Annotated in this window: 9 protein-coding genes and 1 riboswitch; of the genes, 4 read left to right on the top strand and 5 right to left on the bottom strand. The window is 72.8% G+C overall.

Annotation, left to right across the window (positions count from 1 at the left end):
• Window positions 1–210 precede the first annotated feature (210 nt).
• Window positions 211–2,307, top strand: coding sequence for a hypothetical protein (locus tag O7612_RS22900; RefSeq protein WP_282274008.1), 2,097 nt, complete (start codon window positions 211–213; stop codon window positions 2,305–2,307).
• 176 nt (window positions 2,308–2,483) lie between these two features.
• Window positions 2,484–5,234, top strand: coding sequence for a cellulose binding domain-containing protein (locus O7612_RS22895; protein ID WP_282267282.1), 2,751 nt, complete (start codon window positions 2,484–2,486; stop codon window positions 5,232–5,234).
• A gap of 343 nt (window positions 5,235–5,577) precedes the next feature.
• On the opposite strand, the gene O7612_RS22890 is transcribed toward O7612_RS22895, so the two are convergent.
• Complete coding sequence (locus O7612_RS22890) at window positions 5,578–5,976, bottom strand: hypothetical protein (RefSeq protein ID WP_282267281.1); 399 nt, start codon at window positions 5,974–5,976, stop codon at window positions 5,578–5,580.
• Window positions 5,977–6,119: 143 nt separating this feature from the next.
• Window positions 6,120–6,263 carry a hypothetical protein gene (locus O7612_RS22885; protein WP_282267280.1) on the bottom strand — a complete coding sequence of 48 codons (144 nt, stop codon included), beginning with the start codon at window positions 6,261–6,263 and terminating at the stop codon, window positions 6,120–6,122.
• A gap of 343 nt (window positions 6,264–6,606) precedes the next feature.
• On the opposite strand from O7612_RS22885, the gene O7612_RS22880 reads away from it, so the two are divergent.
• Together O7612_RS22880 and O7612_RS22875 are read left to right on the top strand one after the other, a co-directional pair.
• Window positions 6,607–6,969: an STAS domain-containing protein gene (locus O7612_RS22880; RefSeq protein WP_282267279.1), complete on the top strand. Its 363-nt coding sequence runs from the start codon at window positions 6,607–6,609 to the stop codon at window positions 6,967–6,969.
• Between the two features lie 151 nt (window positions 6,970–7,120).
• The gene (locus tag O7612_RS22875) at window positions 7,121–7,591 is read left to right on the top strand and encodes an SRPBCC family protein (RefSeq protein WP_282267278.1); all 471 of its coding nucleotides are present in this window, start codon (window positions 7,121–7,123) and stop codon (window positions 7,589–7,591) included.
• A gap of 217 nt (window positions 7,592–7,808) precedes the next feature.
• On the opposite strand, the gene O7612_RS22870 is transcribed toward O7612_RS22875, so the two are convergent.
• From O7612_RS22870 to O7612_RS22860, 3 genes are all read right to left on the bottom strand, one after another.
• On the bottom strand, window positions 7,809–8,867 hold the full coding sequence (locus O7612_RS22870) for a hypothetical protein (RefSeq protein WP_282267277.1): 1,059 nt from the start codon (window positions 8,865–8,867) through the stop codon (window positions 7,809–7,811).
• Between the two features lie 3 nt (window positions 8,868–8,870).
• Window positions 8,871–9,002, bottom strand: a riboswitch (cyclic di-AMP (ydaO/yuaA leader).
• A gap of 210 nt (window positions 9,003–9,212) precedes the next feature.
• Entirely contained in the window at window positions 9,213–10,127 is a 915-nt protein-coding gene (locus O7612_RS22865; RefSeq protein WP_282267276.1) for a cation diffusion facilitator family transporter, read from the bottom strand.
• A 109-nt stretch (window positions 10,128–10,236) separates the two neighbouring features.
• A complete protein-coding gene (locus O7612_RS22860) occupies window positions 10,237–12,354 on the bottom strand; it encodes an AAA family ATPase (RefSeq protein ID WP_282267275.1) in 2,118 nt (705 codons plus the stop codon).
• Window positions 12,355–12,404: the final 50 nt, after the last annotated feature.

Genomic DNA, 12,404 nt, shown 5'->3' with positions numbered 1-12,404 from the left:
GGCTCGGTGGCTCTATGGCCCGGTGGCCCGGTGGACCTGCGGTGGCCCGGGCCGATGCGAGAGCCGACCGGTCCGTCGTCAGATCGGATTCGGACCGTCGGAAGGGATCCGGTGTCGAAATTCGGGCGGGTTCCGGTGTCGACAACAGGATCGGACTCGGGCAGTCTGACGGACGGCGAGGGACGGAGTGGAGAGATGGACGTCGATCGGATGCGGGTTGTCGGCCGCCGGCTGGTGGAGGTGTCGTGGCGGGTGGCCCGGCACGAGTGGACTCTGGCGGCGGTCGCCGCGCTGGTGCTGGCGGTGGTGCTGACCTGGCCGACCCTGCGTGATCCGGCGAGCACCATCCCGCAGGACACCGGGGATCCGACGCTCCAGGCCTGGCAGGTGGCCTGGGGCGGGCATGCCCTGCTGACCAACCCGTTCCAGGTCTGGCACTCGAACACGTTCTATCCGGAGCCGTACACCTACGCCTACTCCGACACGCTGCTCGGCTACGCCCCGTTCGGGATGATCGGGGACGGCCCGGTGGCCGCCGTGGTGCGCTACAACCTGCTCTACGTGCTGACCCACGCGCTGGCCCTGTTCGGCGCGTACGCGCTGGCCCGGCAGTTGGGCGCGGGTCGGGCCGGCTCGGCGGTGGCCGGGGTCTCCTTCGCCTACGCCCCGTGGAAGCTCGCCCAGGCCGGTCACCTGCACGTGCTCAGCATCGGCGGGATCGCCCTCGCGCTGGCCATGCTGGCCCGGGGGCACGGCTGGTCGCTGCGGCACGGTCACCGTCCCGACCGGATCCGCCCCGGTTGGGTGGTCGCCGGCTGGGCGACCGCCGCCTGGCAGGTCACCCTCGGCTTCGGCATCGGCCTGCCCTTCGCGTACGCGCTGGGGCTGATCTGCCTCGGCGTCGCCGTGACGTACGGCGTGGTGTGGTGGCGACGCCGGTCCCGCCCGGCGGTGCCGCGTGGCCTGCTCCTGGCCGACCTGGCCGGGGGGATCGGGTTCGCCGGGGTGACCCTGGCGATGGCCGCGCCCTACTTCGAGGTGGTGGCCCGTAACCCGTCCGGGCGGCGGACGGTGGCGCAGATCGAGATGTTCTCCCCGTCGTGGCGGGGGTTCATCACCGCGCCGCCGGAGTCCTGGCTGTGGGGCGAGCGGCACGAGGCGGCCCGCGCCACGCTCGGTTTTCCCGGTGAGATGACGCTGCTGCCCGGGGTGGTGCTGCTGTCGGTGGCGATGGCCGGGATCTTCTTCTCCGCGTGGCGGCTGCGGCACCGGCTGATGCTGGCCGGCGCGGCGCTGGTCAGCGTGGCGCTGGCGGCGGGCACCACGTTCGGGGGCGACGGCGATCCCGGCTACGTGACGCTGGTCGAGCACGCCCCCGGCTGGGACGGGGTGCGTACCCCGGGCCGGCTGGTGCTGTGGACGACCCTGCTGCTCGGCCTGCTCGCCGCGGGGGCGTTGACGGTGCGCGAGCCGGCGGTCGGCCGGGCGCGTGACCCGCTGGCCGAACCGGCACCGGGGGCCGGGCCGGCGGGGGAGGCTCTGCCGGAACCGGCGTCGGGGACGGGGCCGGCGCGGGAACAGGTGCCGGGGTCGGCGGCGCGGTCCGGGCCGGAACCGGCGGAAGCGGAGCGGGCAGCGCGGGAACCGGTGGGAGCGGTGCCGGCAGCGCGGGAACCGGCGGACGTGGAACCGGCAGCGGCGGAAGCGGAACCGGTCGGAGCGGAACCGGTGGGGGCACGGCCGACGCTGCGGCCGGCGGCGTGGGCGGAGGCGGGAGCGCCGGCGCGGCCGACGTTGCGGCCGGCGGCGTGGCCCGCAGCGCAGGCAGCCCAGGCGGTCGACCCGGAGCCGGCCCGGGAGCAGGGCGGGCAGCGGTGGCGACTGGCCCGGTTGGCGCTGCTGGTGCCGCTGCTGCTGGTCATGCTGGAAGGGGTCAACCGCACCCCGCACGTGCCGGCGCCGGAGCAACCGGCCGTGTTGCGTGGGTTGACCGGGCCGGCGTTGGTGCTGCCCAGCGACGGTATCCGGGAACTGCACGTGATGCTCTGGTCCACCGACGGGTTCCCGAAGGTGGTCAACGGGCTCGCCTCGTTCACCCCGCAGTCCCAGGAGCGGATCCGGGCGGCGAGCATGACCTTCCCGGACGCCACCTCGGTGGCGTACCTGCGGGAGGTCGGGCTGCGCACGGTGGTGCTGTTGCCCGGCTGGGCGCCGGGCACCCCGTGGGCCGACGTGGCCGCCCGACCGGTGGACGGACTGGGCATCAGTCGCGAGATGGTCGGCGAGGACGTCATCTACCGGCTCTGATGGCCGAGTTAGTTGGGAGCGCTTCCTAATTCGGCGGCGTACCGGTTACTGTTGAACTCTTCTTCGGCAGCGGGAGCCAAGCGTGCCGGCGGGGAGCCAGGGCAGCTCTTCGCACCTGTCGACGTCCCCCATCGGGCCGTCGCACCCTGACCCTGGCATCCCGAGAGGAACCGCAGATGCGGAGAAGTCTCGTCGGCGCGGTCACCACCGTGCTGGCCGCCGCGACGGCCGTCGTGGCCGTACAGTTCACCATCGCACCGTCCACCGAGGCCGCCGCGGCGGCGGCGGAACCGTACACCTGGAAGAACGTCCGGATCGACGGCGGTGGCTTCGTCCCCGGCATCGTCTTCAACCCGACCGAGAAGAACCTGATCTACGCGCGTACCGACATCGGCGGCGCGTACCGGTGGGAACAGGCCAGCCAGTCCTGGACGCCGCTGCTCGACTGGGTCGGCGCGGACAAGTGGGGCTACAACGGCGTGGTCAGCCTGGCCACCGACCCGGTGCAGACCAACCGGGTGTACGCGGCCGTCGGCATGTACACCAACGACTGGGATCCGAACAACGGCGCGATCCTGCGCTCCTCGGACAAGGGCGCCACCTGGCAGGCCACCGCGCTGCCGTTCAAGAACGGCGGCAACATGCCCGGCCGGGGCATGGGGGAGCGGCTCGCCGTCGACCCCAACAAGAACAGCGTGCTCTATTACGGCGCGGAGGGCGGCAACGGCCTGTGGCGCAGCACCGACTACGGGGCCACCTGGGCCAAGGTGGCGAACTTCCCCAACGTCGGCAACTACCGGGCCGACCCCAACGACACCACCGGCTACCAGAGCCAGAACCAGGGCCTGACCTGGGTCACCTTCGACAAGAGCACCGGTACGGCCGGTAACGCCACCCAGACCATCTACGTCGGGGTGGCCGACAAGGCGAACCCGGTGTACCGGTCCACCAACGGCGGCACCACGTGGGAGCGGATCGCCGGTCAGCCCACCGGCTACCTGGCCCACAAGGGTGTGGTCGACCCGGTCGGCGGCTTCCTCTACATCGCCACCAGCGACACCGGCGGTCCGTACGACGGCGGCAAGGGTGACGTCTGGAAGTTCAACCGGGCGACCGGCGCGTGGACGCAGATCAGCCCGATCCCGTCGTCCAGCACCGACGCCTACTTCGGCTACTCGGGCCTGACCATCGACCGGCAGAAGCCGAACACCCTGATGGTCGCCACCCAGATCTCCTGGTGGCCGGACGCGATCTTCTGGCGCAGCACCGACGGCGGCGCGACCTGGAGCCGGATCTGGGAGTTCGGCAGCTACCCGGAGCGCACCAAGAAGTTCACGATGGACATCAGCTCGGTGCCCTGGCTGACCTTCGGGGTCAACCCGGCCCCGCCGGAGGAGTCCCCGAAGCTGGGCTGGATGAACGAGTCGGTGGAGATCGACCCGTTCGACTCCGACCGCTTCATGTACGGCACCGGCGCGACCATCTACGGCAGCACCGACCTCACCAAGTGGGACACCGGCGGCAAGTTCACCATCAAGCCGATGGTCAAGGGCCTGGAGGAGACCGCCGTGCAGGACCTGATCAGCCCGCCCACCGGGGCACCGCTGATCAGCGGGCTCGGTGACATCGGCGGGTTCCGGCACACCGACCTCGACGCGGTGCCGCCGATGCTGTTCACCCAGCCGGTCTTCACCACGACCACCAGCCTCGACTACGCCGAGACGAACCCGGCGACGATGGTCCGGGCCGGCAACTTCACCGACGCCGACCGCCCCAACGACAGCCACGTCGCGTTCTCCACCGACGGCGGGGCGAACTGGTTCCAGGGCAGCGAGCCGGGCGGGGTCAACAACGGTGGCACGGTCGCCGCCGCCGCCGACGGCAGCCAGTTCGTCTGGGCCCCGGGTGACCCCGGGCAGCAGGTGATCCGCTCGGTCGGGTTCGGCAACTCGTGGACCGCCGCCACCGGCATCCCGGCCAACGCGGTGGTCGAGTCCGACCGGGTCAACAAGAACAAGTTCTACGGCTTCAGCGCCGGCAAGTTCTACGTCAGCACCAACGGCGGGGCCAGCTTCACCGCCTCCGCCGCGACCGGCCTGCCCGCCACCGGGAACGTCAGGTTCAAGGCGGTCCCCGGCAAGGAGGGCGACATCTGGCTGGCCGGTGAGGGTGGGCTGTGGCGTTCCACCGACTCCGGGGCCAGCTTCACCAAGCTGGCCGGGGTGACGTCGACGGTGAACGTCGGCTTCGGCAAGGCCGCCCCCGGGCAGACCTACCCGGCGGTGTTCACCTTCGGCACCGTCGACGGCAAGCACGGTGTCTACCGTTCCGACAACAGCGGCGCGGCCTGGGTGCGGATCAACGACGACCAGCACCAGTACGGCAACGCGGGTGAGGCGCTGACCGGTGACCCGAGGGTCTACGGCCGGGTCTACCTGGGCACCAACGGCCGGGGCATCCTGGTCGCCGACCGGCTCGGCGGCACTCCCACCCCCACCCCGACCACTCCCAACCCGACGACGCCCCCGCCGACGACGCCGCCGCCCACCACGCCCCCGCCGACGACGCCCCCACCCACCACGCCCCCACCCACCACGCCCCCGCCGACCACGCAGCCCCCGGCGCACGGTTGCGCGGCGACGTACAAGGTGACCGGATCGTGGCCCGGTGGCTTCCAGGGCGAGGTGACGGTGCGTAGCGTCGGTATCGGCCCGACCGCCGGCTGGACGCTGGGCTGGACGTTCGCCAACGGCCAGACGGTCAATTCGCTCTGGGGCGGTACGTACACCCAGACCGGGGCGACCGTCTCGGTGCGCGACGCCGGGTGGAACGGCGCGCTCGCGCCCGGTGCCACCACCAGCGTCGGCTTCACCGCCAACGTCACCGGCAGCAACGCCGTCCCGACGGTCACCTGCACCAGTCGCTGACGACGTACCGACGGCCACCGCCGGCTCTCCCGGTCCACCGGGGGAGCCGGCGGTGTGTCAGGGCCGCGCCGGTCGCACCGAGCGGCCGGCCCGCCGTCGCGGCATGACGAAGGTCCCGGTCGGCCCGTCCGGCATGACGAAGGTCCCGGTCGGCCCGTCCGGCACGACGAAGGTCCCGGTCGGCCCGTCCGGCATGACGAAGGTCCCGGTCGGCCCGTCCGGCACGACGAAGCACCTGGCCGGCCCGTCCGGGCGGCATGACGTCGGCCCACCGTCACGGTGATGACGAAGGCCCCGGTCGTCGCCGGAGGCGCGGCCGGGGCCTGACGTGCGGGAGGGCGGATCAGTCGTCCAGGCCGACCGGGGAGTTCGGCCGGTCCACGTCGACGAACTCGATGTCGTCGGCGGACCGGTCACCCTGGCTGCCGGCGGCCCGCGCGGCGGTGCCGGCGGCCCAGCCGATCGCCGCCCCGACCAGCGCCGCGCTGATCAGCAGCGCCCAGGGCAGGGCCGGACGACGCCCGGCGAGCGCGTCGAAGGCGAGAGTCGCCCGTCGACGTGCCTCGTCGGCGGTCGAGCCGACCAGGTCGCCGGCGTCGGTCAGCCCGGAGTCCCGGACCGACCGGGCGGCGTCCCGGACGCTGTCACCGGCCGAGTCGACCGCCGAGAGCAGCTGGTGCCAGGCCTGGTCGGCGATGCGCTCGGGCTTGCTGCGGCGCTCCAGAAGGTTGCTGCCGAACATCGTGGTTACCTCCTCGGGTGCCGAAGTCTGCGGCCACTTCGGACTTCGACGTCTCTGCGGCGCGGGCGGTTCGCTCGCCGGCCGGTGCTCCGGCCGGTCATCGACCCAGTGCCCCGACCGGCCGGAGCGCAAACCCGGTACCGCTAGCGGACCGTGACCACGGACGTGGCGCGGGCGAAATCGTCCCCGTCGTCGTCATCGTCGTCGTCCCCACCGCCGAAGCCGCAGGCGAGCACGAGAGCGAGCAGCGCGCCGACCCCGGCCAGGCCGAGTAGTCTCCTGATCATCGATCGTCCCCTCCGTCGTGGTGACCCATCTCTCGCCCACGGTAGGTACCTGGCACAACCAGCGCCGCCGCGTCGCCCGGGGCTCGCCCGACCTGCGGGATTCGAGGTGGGGTGGACCCGGACCGCTACTCTGGGACGGTTGGAACGGCCGGGACGTGTCGGCCGTCGAAGTGAAGTCGAAGAGAACAGGAACAGCAACGGTGCGGAGAGGGACGGTCCGGTCCGTCCGGATCCGCGAATTGCTCATCCCGAGGGGTGGCGACCGAGGCCATCGGAGGAATACTCTCGGTCGCGGCCCGCGTACTGATGAGGCGCCCGGAGACGGGCGAGTGGAGGTGCTCGCGTGAGCCTGTCGATCGTGAAGTCGGTCCTGCCGGCCGGTGTCATCGAGATCGCCCCCCGTGGCGAGATCGACGTCGACACCGCATACGAGGTACGTGAGGCGATCGCCGAGGTGCTGGCCAAGGGGCGGCCCGCGCGGATCGAGCTGAACATGCGACTGGTCACCTTCATCGACTCCGTCGGGATCAGCGCGATGGTCGCCGGCTTCCAGACGGCCGAGGTCAGCGGGGTCAAGCTCGTCGTCACCGAGCCGAGCCGGTTCGTGCACCGGCAGCTCTGGGTGACCGGGCTGCTCGGTCTCTTCGGCGCCCCGGAGCCGTACTTCGCCGGTGCCGCCACCCCCGAGGTGCTGCCGGGGGCCTGATCCGGGCCGGGGACACCCCGCCCGGCCGGTGCCGGCGGGGCCGGTGCGTTTCACCCCGGTACCGCCGATGTGACCGCCGTCCGGTCCGGGACGTTGCCAGGCCCTCTCCGGTACGGCACGATCGGGCGACCGACGACGGTCAGGAGGCCCGGTGGTGGTCCGGCGGGAGAGCTTCAGCTACACGGTGCAGGCGCGCTGCGCACAGGCGGACGCGGTGGCGCTGCTGAGTGATCTGTCCCGGCAGCAGGAGCTGCATCCCCTGATCGTCCGGGTGCGCCGGTTGCCGGCCCGACCGGGTGCGGTGGCCAGCTATGCGATCACCGACCGGCTGGAGCTGGGGCCGCTGCGGTTCCCGGTCACCTACCAGGCCGACGTGCTGCTGGTCGACCAGGACGAGATCGTGACGGTGGCCCGGCAGCAGCCCGCCACCACGGTCCGCAACCACACCCGGCTCCGGATGGAGGGGGACCTGCTGCGGATCGACGTGGAGATCACCCTCGCCGCGCCGGCACCGTTGTTCGGCTACGCCTTCCGGCAGGCCCGGGCCGCTCACCTGGGGCTGGCCAGCCGCCTCGGCGCGGTGCTGGACGGTCGGTCCGGCGACACTCCCGCGGCGGCCTGACCGGCGACGCGACCGGCTGCGGTGGCCCGACCGGCGGCGTTCCGACCACCGGCGGCCCTGGGTGGCCCGACCGCCCGCGTTCCGGCTACCGGCGGCTGTGGTGGCCCGACCGCCCGCGTTCCGGCTACCGGCGGCTGTGGTGGCCCGACCGCCCGTGTTCCGGCTACCGGCGGCTGTGGTGGCCCGCCCGTCGAGGACGGGCCACCCGGGGTGGTGCTCAGATCATCGACAGGTGCACGTGGTTGGTGTGGTCGCTGGACGGGTCGCCGTTGCCCCCGCTGTACGACTTCCAGCCGCTGCTCGGCAGCCAGATCCGCTTGAACCAGATCACGTAGAGCACGCCGAGCCGGTCGGCGTTGCGGATGAAGTACGCGGCCAGGTTGTTGCCGTACGTCCGGTCGCCGCCACTGGCCACCCCGCCGAAGCCGTTGCGCTGGGCGGCGAAGTCGCACGCCCGGCCCTTGGGGTGCTCGCCGGACCCACTGGGCCGGTAGCAGGAGACGTACCGGGTGAAGCCGGCCGCCTTGGCCTGGTTCAGGGCGTTGAGCGTACGCGGGGTGATGCAGCCGTTGGCCGGCGTCGGGTCGTTGACGCTGCACGACTCGGACGGCCAGGAGCCGTCGGAGTTGCGGGGCGCTCCCTTGGCGTTGCTGGTGGACGTGCCGTCCGAACTGCCGGAGTCCCGGGAGGTGGGGGTCGGCTTGTTGGCGGCGGCCACCGCCAGCGCTCGTTCGGCCTGCTCCTTGCGCTTGCCCATGGTGGCGACCTGCTTGCGCTGTTCGGTGATCTCGCGACTGACCGCCGCCCGGGTCCGGGTGGCCTGGTCGCGGGTCTCGATCATGGTGCGCAGTTCCTGGTCCTCCCGGGCCGCGACCGTCTCCAGCGCCGCCGCGCGGTCCAGGAAGCCACTCGGGCTGTTGCTGTTGAGCAGGGCGGACATCGGTCCGAGGCGGCCGGTGCGGTAGGCCGCTCCGGCGATCTGGCCGACCTTGCCGGTCTGCACGACCAGTTGGGCCTCGATGTTCTTGAGCTGGCCGTCGAGTTCCTGCTGGCGTTTGGTGGAGCGGTCCAGGGCGGCCTTCGCGTCGACCCAGCCCTTGCTGGCCGCGTCGAGCTGGTCGCGGAGCGCCGGTGTGCCGCCCTCGTCGTCGTCGCCGGGAGCGGCGAGCCGGGTGACGGGCGCGGCGACGGCCGGGGTGAACGGCGCGGACGACACGCCGAGCGCGAGGCTCGTGACGACTGCGGCCAACAGCCGCGTGGTGGTTCCTACCCGCATACAGAGTCCTTCCGTCAGCCGCCGACCGGGTTAGCTGACGGGTTCGGGACGGAAGATCCCTACCGCTGACGCGGATGCACCCCAGGAACGTGGTTCCCCGGTTCGCCCTGGTGGGCGATTAGGCGGCGGCCACCGCCGGCGCCGGTGGGCGCCGCCTGGCGGAGGCCGGAGCCGAGCCTACCGGTACGGGTGGGACGCCCGTCCACCTCGTGACTGAGGGTACGGGAGTGAATACCCCTTTATGGGGTAAACAGGACAAAATCCAGCGCGATCACCGCGTGCACGGCGGTTCGGTGACGCTCCGGTGGTCCCGATCCCGCCCGTCGGGCCGCAGCGGGCTCCGGGTCACCAGTGGGCCGGGCCGCACCCGCCGGGAGTGCTGCCCGGCTCCACCTGGAGGGTGGCGTGCTCGATGTGGAAGTCGTCCCGCAGGGCGCCCCGGGCGGCGGCCAGTACGGCGCCGACCTCGGCGTCGGTGGCCAGCGTGAGGTGCGCCGAGGCGACGTCCATGCCCGAGGTGAGCGTCCAGACGTGCAGGTCGTGCACCTCGGTGACGCCGGGCACGGCGGTCAGCCGGTCGTGCACGGCGGTCACCTGGAGATGCTCCGGGGCGGCCTGCACCAGGATCCGCACCGCCGCCCGCCCGAGTCGCCAGGTGCGGGGCAGGATGAACACGCCGATCGCCACCGCGACCACCGGGTCGGCCCACCACCAGCCGGTGCCGGCGATCAGCAGTGCGGCCACGATCACGCCGAGGGAGCCGAGCAGGTCGCCGACCACCTCCAGGTACGCCCCGCGCAGGTTGATGCTCTCCTTGGCGCCCTCGCGCAGCAGGGCGAACGCGACAAGGTTGGCGAGCAGGCCGAGCACCGCCACCACCAGCATCGGGGCGGCCAGCACCTCGGGTGGCTCGCCGAACCGGCGGACCGCCTCGATCAGCACGTAGACCGCCACCCCGCTGAGCAGCAGGGCGTTGGCCAGCGCGGCGAGCACCTCCAGCCGGTAGAGGCCGAAGGTGCGCTGCGGGTCCTGCGCGGCCCGTCGGGTCGCGGTGATCGCGGCCAGGGCCATCCCGATGCCGAGCACGTCGGTGAACATGTGCCCGGCGTCGGAGAGCAGGGCCAGTGAGCCGGTACCGAACGCGGCCACCGCCTCGACCACCATGAACACGGTGAGCAGCCCGAAGGCCGCCCAGAGCCGACCGCGGTGCCGGTGTGCGGCGTTGCTGATCGTCGCGCTGTGGTCATGACCTGCGCCCACGTCCACACCTTCCGTCGCCGCGAACCCGGTCCAATCTATGCTCACATCGCTATGTATGCAAGTGATGGCCGGGCTTCCGGCCAGGTCGGACCGCCCGGGTGCCGTCGGTTCAGTCGACGGGATCGACGGTGGTGAGGCGTTGGGTGGCCCGGGACAGCGCCACGTAGAGCGTCCGTACCCCGGAGCCCGGCTCGGCCCGGATCTCGCCCGGACAGACCAGCACCACCCCGTCGTACTCCATGCCCTTGGCCTGGAGGCTGTCCACCACCTGGAGCCGCGCCCCGCCCCGGTCGCCCAGCCAGCCGGCGACCTCGTCCCGGCGGGGCACCGGCGTGATCACGCCGACCGTCCCCGGCACCTCGGCGAGCACCGCGTCCACCGCGTCCACCGTCGCCGGGGCCAGCTCCGCCGCCGGCACGGTCAGCGCCACCGGGTCCACCCCGGTGGACCGCACCGCGCTGGGCAGCTCCAGGTCGGGATAGAGCCGGCGGATCTCCGCCGCCGCCACCGCGAAGATCTCCGCCGGGTTGCGGTAGTTGGTGGAGAGCGTGAACCGGTGCCGCCGTCGCCGGCCCAGCGCCTGGTCCCGGGCCCGGTCCAGCTCCTCCTGGTCGCCGGTCCAGGCGGTCTGCGCCGGGTCGCCCACCACCGTCCAGGAGGCGAGCCGACCGCGCCGGCCGATCATCCGCCACTGCATCGGCGAGACGTCCTGCGACTCGTCCACCACCACGTGCGCGTAGTCCCGGTAGTCCTCCGGCCGCTCCCGGGCTGCGGCACGGGCGGCGCGCTCCCGGTCGCCGAAGGTGCTCAGCTCGCGGACCCCACCGGCGAGCTGGTACGGATCCCGGTTCGCCCGCCGCGGACGTACCGGCTTGCCCAGCAGGGCGTCCAGCTCGTCGAGCAGGGCGATGTCGGCCACCGTCAACCCCTCGGTGTCCAACGACCGGTACGCCCCGGCCAGCACCGCGGTCTCCGCCCGGGAGAGCAGCCCGGTCGCGTACCGGCGCAGCCGCTCCGGTCGGGCCAGCCAGCCCAGCACGTGCCGGGGGTGCAGCCGGGGCCACCACGCCTTGAGGAACTCCCGGAACTCCGGCCGGTCGATGATCTCGTCCTCGAAGGCGGGCTGTTCGGGCAGACCGCTGAGGGCCAGCCGGCGGGCCTGCGTGTACAGCGCGGCGAGCACCCCGTCGAAGCCGACCCGGCGGACTTCGTTGCGGCGGGCGCCCCGGTGCAACGCCCGGTCCCGGATCCGGTCCAACTCGCGCCGCTCCAGGCGCAGCAGCGTCCCCCGGTAGAGCAGCCGCAGCTCCTGCGGACCGTCCGGCACCGCGTCCCGGGCCGCCCGTTCCAGCACCCGCCGCATCCGTAGCGACCCCTTCACCGCCGCCACCTCGGGACTGTCGGTGCGGGTCGCCGACAGGCCGGGGAAGAGCGAACCCAGCGAGTGCAGGGTGGCGGTCTCCTCACCCAACGAGGGCAGCACCGAGGCGATGTAGTTCACGAAGACCGCCGACGGACCCACCACCAGGATGCCGCCGCCGGCGTACCGGCTGCGGTCGGCATAGAGCAGGTACGCCGCCCGGTGCAGGGCGACCGCCGTCTTCCCGGTGCCCGGCCCACCGGAGACGATCGTGACCCCCGTGCCGGGGGAGCGGATCACCTCGTCCTGCTCCCGCTGGATGGTGGCGATGATGTCCCGCATCCCCCGTCCGGTCGCCCTGGACAGGGTCGCCAGCAGCGCCCCGTCGCCGACCACCGGCATGTCCGGCGGCGCGGACGCCGGGTCGAGCAGCTCGTCCTCGATCCGGGTGACCTTCTCGCCCGACGAGCTGATGGTGCGTCGCCGTACCACCCCCAGCGGCTCCGCCGGGGTGCCCCGGTAGAAGGCGGCGGCGGCCGGGGCCCGCCAGTCGACCACCAGCGTCTCGGCGTTCTCGCCGCGGATCCCGAGCCGGCCGACGTGCAGCACCTGACGGTCCCGCAGATCGAGCCGGCCGAAGACCAGCCCCTCGTGCTCGGCGTCCAGCAGGTGCCGGCGCTGGGCGGCGTGGAAGACCATGGCGTCCCGCTCCACGAGCGCGCCGAAGTTGCCGACCCGCGCCAGCCGGTAACCGTCCCGCTCGGCGCGGACGGCCGCCCGGCGCAGTTCGGCGAGCCGGGCGTACACCCGGTCGAGATGCCGTTGCTCGGCGGCGATCTCCTGTTCCAGGGTGGTCTGGTCGGTCAACGTACCGGCTCCTGTGCGACGGCGACGCCGGGCACGGGTGCATGCCAGGC

This window comes from Micromonospora sp. WMMD987 (assembly GCF_029581435.1).
In the GTDB taxonomy this organism is placed as follows: domain Bacteria; phylum Actinomycetota; class Actinomycetes; order Mycobacteriales; family Micromonosporaceae; genus Micromonospora; species Micromonospora rifamycinica.
Note: the sequence above shows the minus strand (reverse complement) of the source record. Positions and strands in the feature narration are given on the sequence as shown.

Excerpts from the sequence above, each read along its gene's own strand:
- O7612_RS22895 (WP_282267282.1), top strand. The coding sequence starts at position 2,484 with ATGCGGAGAAGTCTCGTCGGCGCGGTCACCACCGTGCTGGCCGCCGCG.
- O7612_RS22900 (WP_282274008.1), top strand. The coding sequence starts at position 211 with ATGCGGGTTGTCGGCCGCCGGCTGGTGGAGGTGTCGTGGCGGGTGGCC.
- O7612_RS22870 (WP_282267277.1), bottom strand. The coding sequence starts at position 8,867 with ATGCGGGTAGGAACCACCACGCGGCTGTTGGCCGCAGTCGTCACGAGC.
- O7612_RS22885 (WP_282267280.1), bottom strand. The coding sequence starts at position 6,263 with ATGATCAGGAGACTACTCGGCCTGGCCGGGGTCGGCGCGCTGCTCGCT.
- O7612_RS22890 (WP_282267281.1), bottom strand. The coding sequence starts at position 5,976 with ATGTTCGGCAGCAACCTTCTGGAGCGCCGCAGCAAGCCCGAGCGCATC.